General features: G+C 69.8%; 12 protein-coding genes. 7 read left to right on the forward strand and 5 right to left on the reverse strand.

The window, feature by feature from the left end:
* Window positions 1–199 precede the first annotated feature (199 nt).
* Entirely contained in the window at window positions 200–895 is a 696-nt protein-coding gene (locus G5C60_RS06580) for a restriction endonuclease (RefSeq protein ID WP_165255541.1), read from the reverse strand.
* 1,450 nt (window positions 896–2,345) lie between these two features.
* On the opposite strand from G5C60_RS06580, the gene G5C60_RS06585 reads away from it, so the two are divergent.
* The 6 genes from G5C60_RS06585 (at window position 2,346) to G5C60_RS06610 (ending at window position 10,525) form a co-directional block, all read left to right on the forward strand.
* Entirely contained in the window at window positions 2,346–3,374 is a 1,029-nt protein-coding gene (locus G5C60_RS06585) for a substrate-binding domain-containing protein (RefSeq protein ID WP_165255543.1), read from the forward strand.
* 219 nt (window positions 3,375–3,593) lie between these two features.
* Window positions 3,594–4,838 (forward strand): sugar ABC transporter substrate-binding protein, encoded by a 1,245-nt coding sequence (locus G5C60_RS06590; RefSeq protein WP_165255579.1) that lies wholly within the window; start codon window positions 3,594–3,596, stop codon window positions 4,836–4,838.
* Between the two features lie 20 nt (window positions 4,839–4,858).
* Window positions 4,859–5,842 carry a carbohydrate ABC transporter permease gene (locus G5C60_RS06595; protein WP_165255545.1) on the forward strand — a complete coding sequence of 328 codons (984 nt, stop codon included), beginning with the start codon at window positions 4,859–4,861 and terminating at the stop codon, window positions 5,840–5,842.
* Between the two features lie 128 nt (window positions 5,843–5,970).
* Window positions 5,971–6,732, forward strand: a complete 762-nt coding sequence (locus G5C60_RS06600; RefSeq protein WP_206439167.1) for a carbohydrate ABC transporter permease — start codon at window positions 5,971–5,973, stop codon at window positions 6,730–6,732.
* Between the two features lie 71 nt (window positions 6,733–6,803).
* On the forward strand, window positions 6,804–8,597 hold the full coding sequence (locus tag G5C60_RS06605) for an amylo-alpha-1,6-glucosidase (RefSeq protein WP_165255547.1): 1,794 nt from the start codon (window positions 6,804–6,806) through the stop codon (window positions 8,595–8,597).
* A gap of 50 nt (window positions 8,598–8,647) precedes the next feature.
* Entirely contained in the window at window positions 8,648–10,525 is a 1,878-nt protein-coding gene (locus G5C60_RS06610) for an RICIN domain-containing protein (protein ID WP_165255550.1), read from the forward strand.
* A 343-nt stretch (window positions 10,526–10,868) separates the two neighbouring features.
* Here the strand turns inward: G5C60_RS06610 and G5C60_RS06615 are convergent, their stop codons facing one another.
* From G5C60_RS06615 to G5C60_RS06630, 4 genes are all read right to left on the reverse strand, one after another.
* Complete coding sequence (locus G5C60_RS06615) at window positions 10,869–11,594, reverse strand: dienelactone hydrolase family protein (RefSeq protein ID WP_165255552.1); 726 nt, start codon at window positions 11,592–11,594, stop codon at window positions 10,869–10,871.
* A gap of 319 nt (window positions 11,595–11,913) precedes the next feature.
* Entirely contained in the window at window positions 11,914–13,080 is a 1,167-nt protein-coding gene (locus tag G5C60_RS06620) for an alkaline phosphatase PhoX (protein WP_165255554.1), read from the reverse strand.
* Window positions 13,081–13,479: 399 nt separating this feature from the next.
* Window positions 13,480–16,398, reverse strand: coding sequence for a glycoside hydrolase family 2 TIM barrel-domain containing protein (locus tag G5C60_RS06625; RefSeq protein WP_165255557.1), 2,919 nt, complete (start codon window positions 16,396–16,398; stop codon window positions 13,480–13,482).
* Window positions 16,399–16,885: 487 nt separating this feature from the next.
* Window positions 16,886–17,893: a LacI family DNA-binding transcriptional regulator gene (locus tag G5C60_RS06630; RefSeq protein WP_338145722.1), complete on the reverse strand. Its 1,008-nt coding sequence runs from the start codon at window positions 17,891–17,893 to the stop codon at window positions 16,886–16,888.
* A gap of 384 nt (window positions 17,894–18,277) precedes the next feature.
* On the opposite strand from G5C60_RS06630, the gene G5C60_RS06635 reads away from it, so the two are divergent.
* Window positions 18,278–19,405: a LacI family DNA-binding transcriptional regulator gene (locus G5C60_RS06635; RefSeq protein ID WP_165255559.1), complete on the forward strand. Its 1,128-nt coding sequence runs from the start codon at window positions 18,278–18,280 to the stop codon at window positions 19,403–19,405.
* Window positions 19,406–19,847 lie beyond the last annotated feature (442 nt).

Genomic DNA, 19,847 nt, shown 5'->3' on the forward strand with positions numbered 1-19,847 from the left:
GAACGGTGTAGCGCTGCCGCCCCGTACGGGCTCACCGAGGCCGCCCGGGCGTTCGTCGGCCGGGGCCTGGCCGTAGTGTGCCGCGCACCTCTGCCTCGTCGACCTCGGGGCCAGTCATGCACACGCCACCGCCCGGGCACGGATGGCGCCGGAAGCCGCCCGCTCGGCTCCGTATCCAGTCGCCAATTGGCGACAGTCCTCACGACAGAGCAGACCCCTTCCGGGGCGGAGGGAGCTGCCTCAGCAGATCCCACAGCGGACGCGAGCCTGCCGCCCACTCGCTCAGCAGGCGCCGGTCCACCAGGTGCAGCCCCAGCCGTGGGGCCAGCGGAGCGCACTTGGAGGAGAAACGCCCGTTCGTCACCAGCACGACGACGTCCGCGCCGTGCAGCTGACGGCCCGTGCCGCTCAGCACATGCAGGTCCGGGGTACCGACCGCCGAGCCGGCCAGCCCCGCACGCCGGTGCTTGCACTGGATCACCCAGCGCCGCCCGAAGGGATCGGTGGCCGTCACATCCGCGCCGTTGTCGCCGGTGCCGCCGACCTGGGCCGCGTCCTTGCAGCCGTCGCGGCGCATCAAGTCCCGGACCGCGTACTCGAACTGCCGGTGATGCAGCGCATCAAGCTGAGACAGCGCGTACCGCAGCCCCCGTGCCCGCGCCTCCTCCCAACGGGCTTTCTCCCTGCGCTGATACAGCCACCCGCCGCCGAGAGCAGCCGCCACGACGACCAGCAGAACCAGAACCCACCAGTTCTCCGCCAACCAGTTCACCAGGGCCACGAACAGCGAGATCGCCACGGCGGCCGCCACCAGCACGGCCCCGAGTTCACCGTGCTGGGACTTCCTCGTCCGCCGCCGCCGTCCGCTCCTGCGCCGTGCAGGCCGCCGCGTCACCGGTCACCCCGATCCCACGGAATCGGATAGGAGACCGTGCGCGTCGGCAGCGGCCGCGCCTTCCGCTCCGTTCCCTCAAACCGGACCGGATACGACACCGTGGGCTTCGGCGCCGGCCGGGCCGCCTGCTTCTCTGGTCCAGTCCACTGAATCGGGTAGGACGTCGTGGGCAGCGGCCGGGGCGACGTTCCACTCCCGCCAGCGGCGGACCCGCCGCTCCCTCCCAGTACCACGACCGCTACGGCCACCGCGGCTAAGATCGTCATCTGTCCCCGCGCACCTGGGGCCCAGCGGTAATGCCCGCGCACCCGCGTTCCGTCAGCCTTCACGTACGAGTCGATCCAAGGCACTGACGCCTCCCCCTCAGTCGTCGATCCCCACGCAACAGGTCATGCTGACACGTGGCACTGACAACGCGTCACCCTTAGATCACGTCAAGTGATTGACGTGGCAGAGAATCGTCGCCCATCGGCGACGAGCGAGTGGCCTGCGGATCAGGACTGTGCGGGGCTCCGTCCCACACCCCGGCCCTCTCTGATCCAGGGAGTAGGCAGCTCGGCCCGGCCCCGCAAGAGGTCGGTGAGCTGCTTACGGGGGACAGCGGAACGCCTGTGGTCAGCATGGCCCCGCGAGGCCTCCCGTTAGACCGGCGGCCCGGCGCCTTCGCGCCGCTGCGAGGACCTGTTGGTTCGAGGAGAGCTCGGGGGAGGTGGCACCGCTGCGGCTAGCCCTGGTGCGGTGACCGCGCCGAGTCAGGATCCTGCCGCATCGGAGCATTTGTTGCGGTTTCGGCGGTCGAGCCGCACACGAGTGCAGCGCGCGCCGAGAAGAACTCGCGCGGCGTCAGCTGAACGCGATAGGCGACGTCTTGCTGTTCCTGGCTGCCCAGTAACACTGGCCCGCTGCGGACAGCACAGACACCGCTCACGCCGGCCGTCCTTGCGGCGGGCAGGTGGCGGAGGGCGGCTGCGGCACGCTCGCGTTCGGCGCGCAACCGAAGGAAGCCGCAAGCAACCACTCGGCGTTGACGGCGGACTTACGCCGCGACGGGTCCATGTGTCCTTCCATAGGTCGAACCGGTTCGAACGCTAACCGGATCGGGAAGCTAGCACCGAGGAAAACCGGCCAGCAATACCCGCGACAGGGAAACCTGCGGCGCATCGGCCTGTCGCCCGGGTGAGCCAGCCGCGAGATCCTGGTATTCGCAGGTGAGAGGCGGCGTGTGGCATTGCGGGCGGGGGCAGGTGCGCCTCCGTGAGGTTTCGTGGCGGTTACGGGAAGTGCCGAGATGCATTGACACGTCCGTGGCTTGTACTTACCTTCACTTCACGCGAACCGGTTCGACACCCGGTCGTCATCGGTATAGAGCCCCTCAGTATCAGCGGGCGACCTCGGTCTTCTTTCCCGAGGTCGCGTCGAACCGGTTCGAGCAGTTCGAGCAAGGAGTCCCGTGAACATCGGTGAGATCGCCAAGCGGGCAGGTGTCTCGCGCAGCACCGTGTCGTACGTGCTGAGCGGCAAACGGCCGGTGTCGGACGGCACCCGCCAGAAGATCCAGCGGGTCATCGACGAGCTGGGCTACCAGCCCAACGCGAGTGCGCGCGCCCTGGCGAACGGCCGGACCAACACCATCGGTCTGGTCTTCCCGCCGGCCGGTAACCACTACACCGGCATGCAGCTCGATTTCATCGGCAATGTCGTAGAGGCCGCCGCGGCCCAGGACTACGACGTGCTGCTCTCTCCGAGCGGTATGGACAGCGACCGCTCCTTCCAGCGGCTCCTGGGTGAGCGGCGGGTCGACGGGGCGATCCTGATGGAACTCCGGCTCCAGGACGACAGGTTCGACCACCTCAACTCGGTGGGCCTCCCCTCCGTCGCCATCGGTCGCACAGCACATCCGGAGAACGGCTGGTGGGTCGGCCTGGACCACACCGCGCTGGCGGAGGCCTGCGTCCACCACCTCGCCGACCTCGGGCACCGCACGATCGCCTTCGTCAACCGGCCCGAACAGCTCCTGCGAGCCGGGTACGAATCCGCTCACCGTGGTCTCGAAGGTTTCACCAAGGCCGCGGCGGAGCGCGGAGTCACCAGCCGGACGTACTGCTGCGGTGATGACGCATCCTCCGGCCAGGCATGTCTGGAGCGGATCCTGCACGACGAGCCGGCCACCACGGCGCTGGTCACGCTGAACGAGGCCGCGCTGGGCGGCCTCTATCGGGGTCTGGCCAAAGCCGGCCGCCATGTGCCGCGCGACTTCTCCGTCACCGGCGTCGTCGCCAGCCGGTGGGCGGAGACGGTGACCCCGCAGCTCACGGCCGCGGACGTGCCCGCGGAACAGATGGGCCGCCTCGCCGTCGACCTGCTGGTCGAGCGGCTCGACCATCCCGACGCGCCGGCCCGGCATCACCTGCTCGCGCCGCCGATCTCACTGCGGGCCAGCACCGGGCCCGCGAGCACCGGGCCCGCAAGCACCGGGTGACCCGGCGACGTACGGGCTGAATCCGGCTCCGGCATGAACACCTGACGCCCGCCCCTGTAACCAGTAGCACCCTCCGCGTCCCGCCCACCCTTCCCCTCGTACGCCCTGAGCTGTCTTACCGAACTGCCTTACCGGCCGATCGGCCGACTGAAGCCCTCTCATCACCCTCCCTGGCACGCCCATGCCAAAAACCAGAGGAACAGCCCCATGAACAGCCGAATGAACAGATCCACCAGACGCCGTCTCGCCGCCGCGGCCATGACCGTCGTCGCCCTCACCGCCGCCACCACCGCATGCTCCTCCGGCGACGGCAACACGTCCGCGAAGCCGGCGGACGGCGGCACGTACACCATCTGGGACCCCTACCCGCAGTTCGACAAGAGCTCGGCGTGGGCGAAGCTGCTGGACAACTGCGGCACCGAAGCCGGTGTGAAGATCAAGCGGACGGCGTTCGACACCAGCGACCTGACCAACAAGGCGCTGCTGGCGGCGCAGCAGGACAACTCCGCCGACGTGCTCATCGTCGACAACCCCGTGGTGTCGACCCTGGCCGAGGGCGGGGTGCTGACCACGACCGACGACAACAAGCTGGACACCTCGAAGGCGGACCCGAACCTCATCGCGGCCGGTCAGGCGGGCGGGAAGACGTACGGCACGCCGATCGGCGCCAACACCCTGGCCCTCTACTACAACAAGAAGGTCCTCAAGGCCGCGGGCGTGGACATCGCCTCGGTGAAGGACTGGGCCTCGCTGACGGCGGCGCTGGCGAAGGTCGAGAAGGCGGGCAAGAAGGGCATCACCTTCTCCGCGATCGGCACGGAGGAGGGCAGCTTCCAGTTCCTGCCATGGTTCTGGGGCTCCGACGCGAAGCTGACCGAACTCGACTCGGCCGAGGGCGTCTCGGCGCTGCAGCTGTGGACCGACTGGCTGAAGAAGGGCTACGCGCCCAACTCGGTGATCAACAACACTCAGACCACCAGCTGGCAGGAGTTCGCGAGCGGCGACTTCGCGTTCGCCGAGAACGGCACCTGGCAGCTCGCGGGCGCCGAGAAGGCCGGCTTCGAGTACGGGGTCATCCCCGTCCCGGCCGCCAAGGGAGGCAACGCCGCCGCCCCGACAGGCGGGGAGTTCGTCACCATCCCGGTGCAGGGCGACGCCGGCCGCTACGCCACCTCGCAGAAGCTTGTGTCCTGCCTGACCAGCTCGCAGAACCTGCTCGACACCGACACCACGCTGTCGTACGTCGCGCCCACCGGTGAGGTGCAGGACAAGCAGGTCGCGGCCGACCCGAAGCTGAAGCCCTGGGTGGACGCCGTCAAGGCCGCCAAGGGACGTACCAGTGACGACCTCGGCACGAAGTACCCCAAGATCTCCGAGCAGATGTGGAAGGCGGTCCAGTCCGCCCTCAGCGGGTCACAGTCGCCGAAGGACGCGCTCACCGCGGCGCAGGACGCCGTCAAGTAACCGGAACCCGGGGCCTGTTGATGAACCGCACGACACAGCTGCCGGACCGTCGGACCGCGCATGACCGGAACGGGGCGGCCACCGCCGCCCCGCCCCCGCCGCGCAGGGCGCCACGGCGCCGTCCCACCTCCCAGCAGTGGGCCGCCTGGGGATTCCTCGCCCCGGTGACCCTCTACCTCATCCTCTTCTACGCCTATCCGCTCTACCGCAACGTCGACCTGAGCCTCAGGAACTACACGGTTCGCTCCTTCGTCCAGGGCGACGCGCCCTTCACGGGCCTGGAGAACTACCTGAAGGTCTTCGACGACCCGACGTTCGCCCCCGCACTGCTGCACACTGTGGTGTTCACGGTGGTGTCGCTGGTCTTCCAGTACGCCATCGGCTTGGCCCTCGCGGTCTTCTTCACCCAGCACTTCCGGCTCTCCGCGACGCTGCGCGCCCTGTTCCTCGTACCGTGGCTGCTGCCGCTGATCGTGTCGGCCTCCACCTGGTCGTGGATGCTCAATAGCGACTCCGGTGTCGTCAACGCCGCCCTGCACGCCGTCGGCATCGACGCGGTGAACTGGCTGACCTCACCGTCGTGGTCGCTGACCTCCGTGATCCTCGCGAACGTCTGGATCGGCGTCCCCTTCAACCTGGTGGTGCTCTACAGCGGTCTGCAGTCCATCCCCGCCAGCCTGTACGAGGCGGCCGCCCTCGACGGCGCGAACGCCTGGCAGCGCTTCTGGCGCATCACCTTCCCGCTGCTGCGCCCGGTGTCCGCCATCACCCTGCTGCTCGGTCTGGTCTACACGCTCAAGGTCTTCGACATCATCTGGATCATGACCAAGGGCGGCCCGGCCGACTCGTCCACCACCTTCGCCACCTGGTCCTACCAGCTCGGCTTCGGCAACCTGCTGCCCGCCTTCGGTCCCGGTGCGGCCGTCGGCAACCTGCTCGTCGTCGCCGCCGTGGTCTTCGGCCTGGTGTATCTGAGGGTCCAGCGAAAGCAGTACGCCTCATGACCACCGTGACCACAGCGACCACCGTGACCACACCACGACCGCGCCCCCGTCCGCGCCGGGGCCGGAGCCGGGGGCGGGGCCGGACCACCTGGTGGCAGACGGCGACGGGCCTCGCGCTCACGGCGGTCATGCTCTTCCCGGTCTACTGGATGCTGAACGTGTCCTTCACCCGCGACCAGGACATGCGCAAGTCGCCGCCCGACTGGTTTCCCGTGCACGGCACGCTGGACGGCTACCGTGCCGTCCTCGACCAGCAGCTTCCCTATCTCGCCACGAGCCTGGTCATCGGCCTGGGCACGGTCGTGCTGACCGTCGCGCTGGCCGCGCCCGCCGGCTACGCCCTGGCCAAGCTGCGCCCACGTGGCGGCGGAGTGCTCAGCTTCCTCTTCCTGGTCGCCCAGATGATCCCCGGCATCATCATGGCGATGGGCTTCTACGCCATCTACCTCAGCCTCGGCCTGCTCCAGTCGGTCCCCGGCCTCATCGTCGCGGACTCCACCCTGGCCGTCCCCTTCGCCGTACTCATCTTCACCGCGTTCATGTCCGGCATCCCCGGCGAACTGCTCCAGGCCGCGAAGACGGACGGAGCCGGACCCCTGCGCACCTTCTGGTCGATCGTCCTGCCCATGAGCCGCAACTCGATCGTCACGGTGTCCCTGTTCGCGTTCCTGTGGTCCTGGTCCGACTTCATCTTCGCCAGCACCCTCGTCAACGGCGGCGCCCACGAACCGATAACCCTCGGCATCTACCAGTACATCGGCAACAACAACCAGGAGTGGAACGCCATCATGGCCACCGCCGTCGTGGCCTCGCTGCCCGCTGCCGTGATCCTCGTCCTCGCCCAGCGCTACGTCGCCGCAGGCGTGACCGCCGGAGCCGTCAAGGACTGACCTCCGCCTGACGCCGATCCGGCCACCGCACACCTCTCCACACCCACCGCTGAAGAAACGAGTAACCCCTCATGACCGCGGCCCGATCCGGACCGGCCTTCTCCATCCGTGACATCCCGTTCAGCATGTACGGATCCTGGTTCGACATCTCGCCCGTGGTGGCGGAGAAGACGTACGCCGAGGACCTCCACCTGGTCTCCCACCAGAACGGCATGCACGCGGTCCTGTGTTTCGTCCCCCTGGACACGGCGACAGGTGACCGGGCGGAGAACGTCGTGGAGGCGACACCGAGCCGACTCAGCTGGACCGGTGCGGGCGGACGGATCGACCTCGCCTATGAGGCTCCGGACACCGTTCGCCTGCGCGGCGAGGGACTGGACCTGCGCATCGCCGCGGCGGCGAACACCCTGACCCCGTTCAGCGGCAGCTACTTCTACCGCGACCCGGTGGACGGCGCGTACATGTTCACCTCGTACGAGACCGGTCGTCGCTACCGGATCACCGTGCTGTCCGGCACCGTGGCCGACTCGTCCGGCACAGAGGCCCTCGGCAGCGGCGACCGCGGTGTCACCGTCGCCGCCAGCGCCAGCGCTAGCGCCAACGCCAACGCCGATGCCCACGGTGTCTGGGAGATCGCCGTCGAGGAGTTCGACTCGGCACGGCGGCCCTTCACCCCCTCGGCGACGTTCGACGAGGTCGTGGCGACAGCGCAGCGTCAATTCGCCGAATTCGTCGACCTGGTGGCCCCCTGGCGCTCGTCCGGCACCCCGGCCGCCGAACTCGCCGCCTACGTGCTGTGGTCCGCGACCGTACGCCCTGCGGGCCTGGTCACCCGGCCCGCGGTGCTGATGTCCAAACACTGGATGGACAAGGTCTGGAGCTGGGACCACTGCTTCAACGCCCTCGCTCTGGCGCCCGGTTCACCTGACTTGGCCTGGGATCAGTTCTCGCTGCCCTTCGACCACCAGGACGACAGTGGGGCGCTGCCCGACTCGGTCACCCACTCCGAGATCCTCTACAACTTCGTCAAACCGCCCATCCACGGCTGGGCCCTGGGCCGTCTGCGCCGACGCCTCCCCGAACCCCTACACCTCGACCAGGCGGAAGTGGCCGAGACGTACGACAGGCTGAGCCGCTGGACCGACTTCTGGCTCACCACCCGGCGGGCACCCGGCGCGGCCCTGCCGCACTACCAGCACGGCAACGACAGCGGCTGGGACAACGCCACGACCTTCGACCCCCAGCGAGTGATTGTCACCGCCGACCTGGCCGCCTTCCTCATCCTCCAGTTGCGTGAACTCGCCTTCCTGGCCACCGAGTTGGGGCGCTCCGACGACGCCTGGCAGTGGACGCGCACGGCTGAGGCGACCCAGGCCGCGATGCTCGACCAGCTCTGGACCGGTGACCGGTTCGTCGCCCGCGCAGTCCACAGCGGGGACACCTGGAGCACCTCCAGCCTGCTCGACCTGATGCCGATCGCGCTGGGTGAGCATCTGCCGGAGGGCGTCAGCGCCGTGCTGGCTGACCGTATCGAGGCACACCTCACCGAGCACGGCCTGGCCACCGAACTGCCCACCTCACCGCACTACCTGCCCGACGGCTACTGGCGAGGCCCGATCTGGGCCCCCGCCACCGTTCTCGTCGAGGACGGCCTGCGCCGCGCCGGCCACCAGCGCCTGGCGGACGAGATCAGCGCCCGCTTCCGCACCCTGTGCGAGACCAACGGCTTCGCCGAGAACTTCGACGCCCTGACCGGGGCGGGCCTGCGCGACCGTGCCTACACCTGGACCGCCAGCAGCTACCTCCTCCTCGCCGAGGCCCACGAACTCCGCCGTACCGCGAATGTCGCGCCGACCGGCGGATGAGACCACCTGGGCGCCCCGCCCAGGCAGCACTCCCCCCAGGAGACCCGCACATGTCCACACCCCGCATCCTTCCCCCGCCAAGACGCACCCCCAGAACCGGCACCGCGGGAGGCCGTCGCCTCCGCACCTCCACCGCGCTCGCCGTGCTGCTCGCGTCGCTCGCCGCCGTCGCCCTCCCCGGCACCGCGGCGCAGGCCGCCGACACCACGGTCACCGTTGACTTCGCCACGGCCGGGGGCGCCCCCGCCTACGGCGCCTCGGGCACGATCTACGGGATGACCGAGGACGGTTCGCTGCCCCAGGACCACTTCTACGACGACATCAAGTGGCAGTTCATGCGGGCCGGCGGGGCCCAGCTGGACAACCCCGGCGGGTGGGTCGCCGGCAGGTACGACCGCCGCTGGAACTCCACCCGCGTCCAGTACCAGCGCACCAAGGAGCTGGGCGGGACCTTCGTCATCCTGCCGCACGACCTGTGGGGCGCCGACGGGACCACCAGCCCCACCTTCCCCGGTGACAACGGCGACTGGTCCGCCTTCGACTCCTTCTACGACCGCCTCATCGCCGACGTGCAGGCGGCCGGCATGACCGACGTCCAGTGGGACATCTGGAACGAACCCGACTGGACTCCCTTCTGGGATCGGTCGCAGGCCCAGTACCTGGAGATGTGGAAGCGCGCCTACCAGCGGATCCGAGCCGCCATCCCGGGCGCGGTCGTCGTCGGCCCCAGCAGCGCCTTCAAGCCGGCTTCGAACGGATCGACGTGGTGGAACACGTACCTGGACTACGTGAAGGCGAACAACGTCGAGCCGGACATCTACAGCTGGCACGACCTGCCGGGTGACCCGGTCGCCGATGCCAACGCTGTGCGATCGAAGCTGTCGGCGCGGTCGATGACGACGAGCCGTCCGTTCCAGGTCAACGAGTACGCCAGCACCAGCGAGCAGAACCCCGGTCGTGGCGGCTGGTACATCTCGCGCCTGGAGCGGGCGGGGGCGGACGGCCTGCGCGCGAACTGGGCCTCCGCCGGCAACCTGCACGACTTCCAGGCGAAGCTGCTGACCAAGACCGGCAGTCAGTACCTGCCGCTGGGGGAGTGGTTCCTCTACCGCTACTACGGTTCGCAGACCGGCAACATCGTCAAGGTCACCCCGGGCACCGGCACCGACGCCCTGGCCACCAAGGACAACACCGCCAAGAACGCGAAGATCCTGCTCGGCAGCAACGGAAACACGGGCAACATCACCGTCGGCCTCGACCGCCTGGACACCACCGGCGTCGTCGAGAACGGCCGTGTACGTGCGGTCGTGCAGCGCGTCCCGGACAACGGCGGCGCCGCCGTGACCGGACCGGTCACCGTCTCCGACCAGACCCTGACCGTCAGCGGCAACTCCGCTTCGGTCACCGTGCCCTGGACGGACGCCAGGGACGGCTACACCGTCACCCTGCTCCCGCCGTCCGACACCACGATCTCGACGGTCGCGGTCGCCCAGCACAGCAACCAGTGCCTGGACGACACCAACCGGTCCACGGCCAACGGCACGCAGTACCAGCAGTACCACTGCGAGGGCGGCTACCAGCAGATGTTCGACTTCAAGCCGGTCGCCGGCCGGGCGAACGCCTACACGGTGGTCAACCAGCACAGCGGCAAGTGCCTGGACGTCTCGGGACGCTCCACGGCCGACGGTGCCGCCGTCATCCAGTACACGTGCAACGGCGCCACCAACCAGATGTTCACTCTCAACGCCGTCACCGCGCTCGGCAACAGCAAGGACTACCAGCTGGCCGCGGTGCACAGCGGCAAGTGCGTCGACGTCAGCGAGATCTCGACGGCACCCGGCGCGAAGATCCACCAGTGGACCTGCGACCCGGCGAGCGCACTGAACACCAAGAGAAACCAGATCTGGCGCCTGCTCGGCAAGAGCTGAGGTCCGGCAAAGAGCGGGACGCGGCGCGTTACCCGCGCGCTCGACCAGGTCGGGGAGCCGGGAGCTGCGGCCCCCTCGTCGGGCTCGGTGGCCTGCGTCTCCTCGGCGCGGCTGTCGGGCGTGCTCATGGCGGCCTCCTCGTCCCGGAACTCATCAAAGCCGGCATCGGCCGGTCGGACCGTCACACCTGGTCCGGTCGGCCCGACCGCGGGCCAGGGGCTCCCACCTGCCCGGGACCCGCGACCTCACGACCGTGAGGTCCGCCAGGGCCTGCTGCGCCAGAAACCTGCTGTGGTGACCGGCAAGCGCTGGTCGGCCGGTGGCCGGGCTCGAACTGACCAGATCACTCCGTTACGGGCAGGCACTCGGCGAGCAGGTCGACGACGTCGCGCCAGGCTCGCTGCGCGTGCCGTGGGTGGTGGCCGACGCCGGGGAGCACGGTCTGGTCGACCGGCGGGTGGTGGAAGGCGTGCAAGGCGCCGCCGTAGACCGCGAGGCGCCAGTCGACGCCCGCGGCCTGCATCTCGGCGGTGAACGCGTCCCGTTGGGCGGGCGGCATGATCGGGTCTTCCGACCCGACTCCGGCCCACACCGGGCATCGAATGCGCGCCGCCTCGCCCGGTCGGCCCGTGGTCAGTGCGTTGACTGTCCCGATCGCGCGCAGGTCGACGCCGTCGCGCCCGAGTTCGAGCACGATCGCGCCCCCGGTGCCGTAGCCGATGGCGGCGATCCGGTCGGGGTCGGTCCGCGGTTCGGCGCGCAGCACGTCGAGCGCCGCGTGGCCGATGCCCCGCATGCGGTCGGGGTCGGCGAGCAGCGGGAGGCAACGCGCCAGCATCTCCTCGGGGTCGGTGAACCAGCGCCCGCCGTGGATGTCGAAGGCCAGCGCCACGTACCCCAGTTCGGCGAGGGCGTCGGCCCGGCGGCGCTGGAAGTCGTTCAGCCCTGTCCCCTCGGGCCCGACCAGGACCGCGGGCCGGCGGTCGGCACCGGCCGGGAGCGCGAGGTGCCCGATCATCGTCAGGCCGTCGGCCGGGTACTCGACCGTACGCGTGGTAACTGTCGTCATGAGATGGACTGTATTGATCGCCGAGCCTGGTCGGGCCACTGTTCTGCCGCTGGCAGAACAGCGCGGGTGCGCCTCTGAAATGCGGCGATGGCTCACGGATCCGACACCAGGTCCCAGCAGCCCAGGGCCGTTCGTACGCCGGTCAGTGGCTGTCGGCGGGTTCGCCGCTGAGCGTCGTGTGGATGCGGGCGCTGGGGACAGCCGGTTGCCGCCTTGTTCGACGGCAACCGGCCTTCGTTGTGGGGCGGATGTCGCCGCCGACAGGCCGGTGATGGTTGGACGGTGTGCGCTGTGCCGCCCGACTACCACCGGATCGCTGTCAGGCGGTGGTGCGGAAGGGGCCGGTGACCTCGTAGGTGATGCCGCCGGAGGAGCTGCCGGAGGTGCCGCGCTGGCTGGAGAAGTACAGCCGCCTGCCGTCGGGGGAGAAGGCCGGGCCGCAGATCTCCGAGCCGGACTGGCCGGTGATCCGCAGGAAGGGGGCGACGATGTCGTCGGGGGTGATGATGCAGATCTCCATGTTGCCGCCGTCCTCGGCGACGAACAGGTCGCCCGACGAGCTGCCGGTGACGTTGTCCACGCCGGTCAGCGGTGCGGTGCCGCCTGTGACCAGGCTGTCGTCGTAGGCCAGTTCGTAGGTGCTGTTGAGCAGGTTGAGCTGCCAGACGCGGTTGTCGCCCTTGGTGGTGAACCAGACGGTGTCGCCGGCGTAGTGGCAGCCCTCGCCGCCGTTGAAGATCTTGGCGCTGGAGACCTGGTCGCGGGTGTAGGTGGGGGAGCCGTCCGGGTCGGGCACGTTGGTCCAGGTGAAGGTGCCGGAGGTGCCGGTGCCGGCGACCAGTACCTGGAGCGTCCCGGAGGACAGGTCGCCCCAGGTGGTGGGGATGAACCGGTAGAAACAGCCGTCCGATTCGTCCTCGGTCAGGTAGATCGCCTTGCGTACCGGGTCGGCGGCGGCCGCCTCGTGCTTGAAGCGGCCCATCGCGTCGCGGCGGAGGGCGGCCTTCACACCCCACGGGTCGGTCTCGTAGACGTAGCCGCGGCTCACTTCCTCACAGGACAGCCAGGTGTTCCACGGGGTGGCGCCGCCCGCGCAGTTGTTCCGCGTGTTGGACAGGATCCGGTAGGCACCGGTGATGGAGCCCGTGGAGTTGAACTTGACGGCGCCCGCGCCGCCACCGGTTCCCATCTCCGAGTTGGAGACGTAGATCCAGCCCGTGCCGTCGGCGAAGCACGCGCCGCCGTCGGGGGCGCTGTGCCAGGTGTACGAGGTGCCGGGGACGGTCTGGCTGGAGCGGGCGATGACTCTGCTGGTGAAGCCGGACGGCAGCATGATCCCGTTGGCGTCGGCGGCCAGCAGGCCGCCGTACGGGCTGGTGCCGTTCTGGGCGGGGGCCGCGTAGGCGGCGCCGTGCATGAGGGTGCCGCCGAAGACGGCGGTCGAGGTGCCGATCACTGCACCGCGGAGGAAGTTGCGACGTTCCACAGCTGCTCCTTCGTCAAAGAGGGGCGAGTGGTGACTTGTTGAGCGCCGCCGACTGGTCACAGGGAACGTAGAGGCCGCTGGCAGGTGAGGTAAGGCTCCTTTGGACCAACTCTTTCCGGCCGACCGGTGAGTAGATGTGGTGCAGAAACGATCATTTCGGCACCAGATGAACGATCAGGGAATCCTCTAGGTCAAGTGATGGAGATTCCTTGCCGGTTGGTGACATCGCTCGCCTTCGTCGCAGCTGTGCTGTCGGCAGCGCCCGAGCGCACGGTCGGGTGCTCGCATCGCCTGGCAAGGAGACTCGGTGCAACGTGGACGGACCGCGTCGTCGTCCAAGCCGGCGCCGCCGGTGAACCCACCGGTCTCCCGTGCTTCGAGCGCCCACCGTCCGAAACCTCATCGGGCCAGGCTGAAGGTGAAGGAGAACTCGGCCGGGCCGGCGTCGAGGTGGTGCTGGGGCAGGGCGCCCGGGCCGCAGGACTGGGTGCCGATGCCGTGCTGGGCGTGGTCGAGGTTGAGCCACACCGTGTCCCCGGCCCGCAGGTCCGGGGTGTGCCCGGCGGCGTCGAGCTGCTCGGTGGTCCAGCGGCGGGCGGTGAACCAGAAGGCGGGCTCGCCGTCGATCCGCAGGCCGGAGCCGTGCTCGTCCTTCAGCCGGGCCCAGCGGACGTCGGCCCGCGCGCCGTTCTCCTGCGGCCGCACATACGGGGTCTGCAGGGCGTCCACCGTGGACGACCAGAGTCCGATGCGGGAGGCGGCCCGGGTGTCGGGGTACGCCTCGCCCGGTCCGCCGCCGTACCACTCGGCCCGGCCGTACGCCGCCGGCAGCCCGAGCCGTACGCCCAGCCGGGGCAGCGGGCAGCTCCACGCGCCCTCCGGGGTGACCGAGACCGCGAGGTGCAGCCGGTCGCCGTCGGCGGTCCAGCGGTAGTCGGCGCGCAGGCCGAGGTCGGTGGCGGCGGGGGCGACGCGGGTCCGTACGGTCAGCGCCTCGTCGGTCGGCTCCACCCCGTCGAGGCGGTGGCGCATCCGGTGCAGGCCCAGCTCGCGCCAGATCAGGCCGTAGCGGCGATCCGGCTGCCAGGGCGCGCCGTTGTCGTTGTCGGTCGGCGCCCGCCACACATCAAGACGCGGGCCGGTGACCGGGATGCCGCCGATGCGCGTGAGCGCTCCGCTCGCGGCGTCGAAGACGCCGGGGCCAAGAGCGAGGGTGCCGCTGCCGGCCGGGCCCCGCTGGGGACGGGCCGCCGGGGCGGTCCGCGGGCGGCTCACCTGTCCCCGCGTGTCGGCGGGCAGCTGCGCCCAGGCGATCTCGTGCCCGGCCTTCGCCCACGGGGTTTCCTGGCCGAGGACGGCGCGCACGGTCCACAGCGCCTCGCCGGCGCGGTCGGTGGCGGGCGGCTCGGGGAGCTTCAGCTCCGCGGACTCGCCGGGTGCGACCGGCGGCACGGACAGCGGGCCGTCGGCGACGGTCAGGCCCTCGATCTCGTACGACCAGACGAAGGCGAGATGCGACAGGTCGGCGAAGTCATGGGTGTTGGTGATCCGCAGGGTGCCGGCGGGACCGTCGCCCTCGATGCGGACCGGCTCGACGACCTTCTTGTACTCGGTCAGGCCCGGGGAGGGGGTGCGGTCGGGGAAGAGCAGTCCGTCGCAGACGAAGTTGCCGTCGTGGAGCTCCTCGCCGAAGTCGCCGCCGTAGCCGTGTCCGTGCTCCGGGTGGGCGATGCCGTGGTCGATCCACTCCCAGACGAAGCCGCCCTGGCAGCGCGCGTGCGTCTCGAAGAGCCGCTGGTACTCGCTGAGTCCGCCGGGGCCGTTGCCCATGGCGTGGGCGTACTCGCAGAGGATGAAGGGCAGGGCGCGCCGGTGGGCGTCCAGCTCCGGGTCGTCCAGAGGGGCTTCCGCACGGCGGCCGATGAGGTCCACCTCGGCGTGCTCCGGGTACATCCGCGAGTAGATGTCGGTGTCCGTGCAGGACGGGTCGCCCTCGTAGTGGATGGGCCGGGAGGTGTCCCGTCCCCGGATCCAGTGGGCCATGGCGGTCAGGCCCCGGCCGGTGCCGCACTCGTTGCCCAGCGACCACAGGACGATCGAGGGGTGGTTCTTGTCGCGCTCGACCATGCGCTCGGCCCGGTCCAGCAGGGCCGGGATCCAGCGGTCGTCGTCCACCGGATTGTCGCGCCAACCGAGGTCGACGAAGCCGTGGGTCTCCAGGTCGCACTCGTCGATCACCCAGAGACCCAGCTCGTCGCAGAGGCTGAGGAAGGCCGGGTGCGGGGGATAGTGGGAGTTCCGTACGGCGTTGATGTTGTGCTGCTTCATCAGCAGCAGGTCCTGGCGCATCGTCGACAGATCGACCGTCCGGCCGGTCTCCGGGTGGAACTCGTGCCGGTTGACGCCCCGGAAGAGGATCCGCCTGCCGTTGACCTTGAGGACTCCGTCCTCGACGACGACCGTGCGGAAGCCGATCCGCAGCGGGATCCGCTCGCCCTCCGTGACCAGCTCGCCCTCGTACAGCCGCGGCAGCTCCGCCGACCACGGTTCGACGGGCAGCGTCACGGTCTCGCCCGTCGCGATGTCGATGCCCAGACCGGGCAGGGTGACGCGCCCGCCCGGCTCGCTGTCCACCCGCAGGGTGCCGGAGCCGTCGCGGTGGTCGTAGGAGGCGTGCACAAAGAAGTCACGCACCGCGCCCTCGGGCCGGTGCAGCAGCGTCACGTCCCGGAAGATGCCGGGCAGCCACCACTGGTCCTGGTCCTCCAGATACGAGCCCGCGGACCACTGGTGCACCCGTACCGCCAGCACATTGCCCTCCGGCCGCAGCAGCCCGCCGACGGAGAACTCGTGCGGCAGCCGGCTGCCCTGGAAGACGCCCAGTTCCTGCCCGTTGAGCCAGACCCGGGCGCAGGACTCCACGCCCTCGAAGCGCAGCAGCGCGTCACCGCCCGAGGCCGCCGCCGGCCAGTCCCCGGGCAGGTCGAAGGCGATCCGGTGGTCGCCGGTCGGGTTCTCCGTCGGCACCCGCGGCGGGTCGACCGGGAAGGGGTAGAGGGTGTTGGTGTACGCGGGCGCTCCGTGCCCTTGCAGCACCCAGTGGCCGGGGACCGGCAGCTCGTCCCAGCCGTGGTCGTCGAACTCCGGGCGGGCGAAGGACTCGTCCTCCGTCGTCGCCGTCGGGGACAGCCGGAAGCGCCAGGTGCCGTTGAGACTCAGCCGGCGCGCGTCCGAGGTGCTGGTCCATGCGCGGGGCGGCAGGGCCCCGCTGCCCGGCGAGACGTCCTCGTAGTAGGGGAGTCCGGCGAAGTCGATCATGCTCAATCCTGCTCCTCGGTCAGCCCTTGATCCCTGTCTGCGACTTCCTGGACCAGCGGCGCCGGAGGAGGACGAAGACCAGGGCAAGGGGCAATATCGATCAATATCGATACGGCGGCCGCCATAAAGATCAGACGGATGGTGGCGGTCGGTGCGGTGGGATACGAGGCAGCGCGACCTGCGCTGTCCAGGCGTGTTGGTCCTGGCCGATGACCAGAGGCTGGAGAAAGGCGTTCCGGCCGTTGGTGCCGCAGCAGCGCGCCCTGCGGCGCCGTTGCTGTCGGGCAGCATGATCACGCCGGTGAGGGTCGCGAACCGCCTTCTCGTTGAGGGCGTCACCCGCCGCCATCGAGATCGGTGCGCTGGCGGAGTACCCGTAGCTCGTGGCCGAGAGGCTGCATCTCGTACAGCTTCCCGCGTGCGTTGTCGCTGCGATCAGACGTGTGGCCGTTGCGATGGGTGAGAACGTGACGATGAAGTGCGCCGTCTAGCTGGGGGAGGACGGTGGGGGTGCGGTCGAGCCCCGGACGACGAGTTCGACCGGTGGGTCGCTCGCCGGTGGCATTTGGGTGTCGGGCTTTTCGATGGCGTGGACGAGAAGCCTGAGGCCGTCTCCGGCTGCGGCGTCGAACGGCTGGCGCACGGTGGTCAGGGGTGGGGTGACGTGGGCGAAGACGGGGTTGCCGTCGAAGCCGACGACGCTGACGTCGTGGGGCACGCGCCGACCGGCTTCCGTCAGGGCGTGGATCAAGCCGATCGCCATGTCGTCGCCCGAGACGAAGACCGCGGTCACCTCGGGGTCGGCGGCCAGTTCGCGGCCCGCCAGGTAACCGGAGTCGGCCGACCAGTCGCCTTCGACGAGGGGCGGTTGGTGCCTGCCGCGTGCCGCCAGTGCTGCTCGCCATCCCTCGACACGGTCCCTGGCGGCGTACCAGCGCAGCGGTCCGGCGAGGTGGTGGACGGTCTGGTGTCCCAGATCGAGCAGGTGGTCCGTGGCGGCCCGCGCCAGCAGATCGGCGCCGACCCCCGCGGTCACCGCTCGAGGGCCGCCGAAGGCCGACGGTGCGCCGAGGAAGAGGACCGGCACGTCGACGCGTACGGACACCTCTCCTTCGATGACGGGCTCGGAGACGATGATGCCGTCCACTCCCTGCTCCAGGAGGGAGTCCACGGCGCGGGCGATATCGTCCGGTTCGCCGTCCAGTGTGCTGACCACTCGGAGTGCGTAACCGGAGTCCCGCACGGCTTTCTCGATGGCCACGAGCAGTGAGGCGGTTCCGTACCCGGCCGTCCCCAGAGCGACCACACCGATGGAACGTGTTCGTCCGGAGGCCAGTGCCCGGGCCGCGTTGTTCAGCCGGTAGCCGAGTTCCTCGGCGGCTTCGAGGACGCGTTGCCGTACGGCGTCGGAGACGTAGGGCTCGTTGTTGAGTACCCGCGACACGGTCTTGCGTGAGACGCCGGCCAGTTGGGCGACATCGGCACTGCGGGGCACAGCGGGGCTCCCGCCCCCTCCTACCACTCGTGTCACGGTGTCTCCTCTGGCCGAACGCGGGAATCCCTACGCGGGAATCCTTCGAGGTCCGCTGTATGACCGCGCGGTCATTGTCTACGCAGTCCGAGATCGCGCGTCAAGGGTGTGCGCACGGTTTCCTTCAACCTCGCGCCCTGGCGGAGAAGCAGGGAGTCAGGTGTCGGGCGACGCCCTGCCTGCGGCGCAAAACTGCCTCTGCAAAAAAGGTCCCGCCGGAGGGAAGTGGCGCTGTGCGCGCTATTGACGCGTGCTCCTCCGGCTGCGTAGATATGACCGCGCGGTCAGTGACCGCGCGGTCATACGGTCGATCTCGCCTGATGCAGGCATACGCAGTCGGGAGACTTCATGGCACGAGCAGTGAGGCGGAGCGCGGGTTCGCCCGCACCCCGCAGCGAGGACGTGGCCCGTGTGGCCGGGGTCTCGCGCAAGACCGTGTCGCGGGTCCTCAACAACGAGCCCTACGTCTCCGACGCCGTACGGCAACGCGTCCTCGAAGCCGCCGAGGAACTCGGCTACCGGCTGAACAACGCGGCCCGGGCACTGGCCTCCGGACGAACACGTTCCATCGGTGTGGTCGCCCTGGGGACGGCCGGGTACGGAACCGCCATGCTCCTCGTGGGCATCGAGAAGGCCGTACGGGACGCCGGCTACGCACTGCGTATGGTCAGCACACTGGACGGCGAACCGGACGATATCGCCCGCGCTGTGGACTCCCTCCTGGAGCAGGGCGTGGACGGCATCATCGTTTCCGAGCCCATTGTGGAAGGAGAGGTTCCCGTCAGAGTCGATGTGCCGGTCCTCTTCCTCGGCGCACCGCCGGCGTTCGTTTCTGCCCGGACCCTGACGGTGGGGGTGGGCGCCTATGAACTGGCGCGGGCGGCCACCGATCACCTGCTGAATCTGGGACACACGACGGTTCATCACCTCGCGGGTCCCGGGCGGTGGTACGCCTCGAAGGACCGTGTCGAGGGCTGGCGGGCGGCGCTGTCGGCACGGGGTGCGCACGAACCGCCGGTGATCGAGGGGGACTGGTTACCCACCTCCGGCTACGCGGCAGGCCGCGAACTGGCTGCGGACAGCTCCGTGACCGCCGTGTTCGTGGCGGGCGACGACATGGCCGTCGGCATGATCCACGCCCTGCGCGAAGCCGGGCGCAGTGTGCCGGAGGACATCAGCGTCGTGGGTTTCGACGGCAATCCCGTCTTCGCCTACGTCGTTCCTGCCCTGACCACCGTGCGTCAGCCCTTCGACGCCGCGGCACGGGAAGGAATCAGGCTGCTCGTGCACGCCATCGAGGAGCCGGAGACCGGCCTGCCTCCGGCGGGTGATCCGCCGGTCGAACTCGTCGTCCGCGGCTCGACCGCACCTCCGCCGGCCCGGAAGGCCCCGATACGCGGGCGGCGCATGGCCTCCGGCTCGAGCGGCTCGGCACACGCACCCCCGGCCGGGGGCGGACCGCCCACCACCGACTGATCCGCGTTCATCGGCCCGAGCGGCACCCCGCTCGTGGCCGGGCGGTGCGCCTGCCGGGCTCGCCGCACCTCAACCACCTTCCACCACCGTGGACTTCCGCAGTACGGCACGTGACGCACGTGACTACGTGACGCACGTGACGCACGTGCCGGCCGCACCCCAAGCGCGACGCAGGCCCCGACACGGCGACGCCGACGCCCCCGGTAGCGACGTCCGCGCCTCAGCTCTGCTCACGCCTCACCCTCCCCCCCCATGCGCAGCGCCTCGCCAGGCACTCCGTCCCTCTGCCCATCGTCTTCCCAACGTCTGCCCTTTGGCGGGAGTTCACCATGCCCAGATCCTTCGTTCCCACGTCCTCCATGAGCCGTCGGCGGTTCCTCGCCGCGAGTGGTGCGGTGTCCCTCGGCGCGGCGCTCGCCGCGTGCAGCGGTGACAGCGACTC

Origin of the sequence: Streptomyces scabichelini (assembly GCF_011045015.1) — a bacterium.
GTDB lineage: Bacteria > Actinomycetota > Actinomycetes > Streptomycetales > Streptomycetaceae > Streptomyces > Streptomyces scabichelini.

Excerpts from the sequence above, each read along its gene's own strand:
- G5C60_RS06615 (WP_165255552.1), bottom strand. The coding sequence starts at position 11,594 with ATGACGACAGTTACCACGCGTACGGTCGAGTACCCGGCCGACGGCCTG.
- G5C60_RS06610 (WP_165255550.1), top strand. The coding sequence starts at position 8,648 with ATGTCCACACCCCGCATCCTTCCCCCGCCAAGACGCACCCCCAGAACC.
- G5C60_RS06595 (WP_165255545.1), top strand. The coding sequence starts at position 4,859 with ATGAACCGCACGACACAGCTGCCGGACCGTCGGACCGCGCATGACCGG.
- G5C60_RS06625 (WP_165255557.1), bottom strand. The coding sequence starts at position 16,398 with ATGATCGACTTCGCCGGACTCCCCTACTACGAGGACGTCTCGCCGGGC.
- G5C60_RS06635 (WP_165255559.1), top strand. The coding sequence starts at position 18,278 with ATGGCACGAGCAGTGAGGCGGAGCGCGGGTTCGCCCGCACCCCGCAGC.
- G5C60_RS06600 (WP_206439167.1), top strand. The coding sequence starts at position 5,971 with ATGCTCTTCCCGGTCTACTGGATGCTGAACGTGTCCTTCACCCGCGAC.
- G5C60_RS06590 (WP_165255579.1), top strand. The coding sequence starts at position 3,594 with ATGAACAGATCCACCAGACGCCGTCTCGCCGCCGCGGCCATGACCGTC.
- G5C60_RS06605 (WP_165255547.1), top strand. The coding sequence starts at position 6,804 with ATGACCGCGGCCCGATCCGGACCGGCCTTCTCCATCCGTGACATCCCG.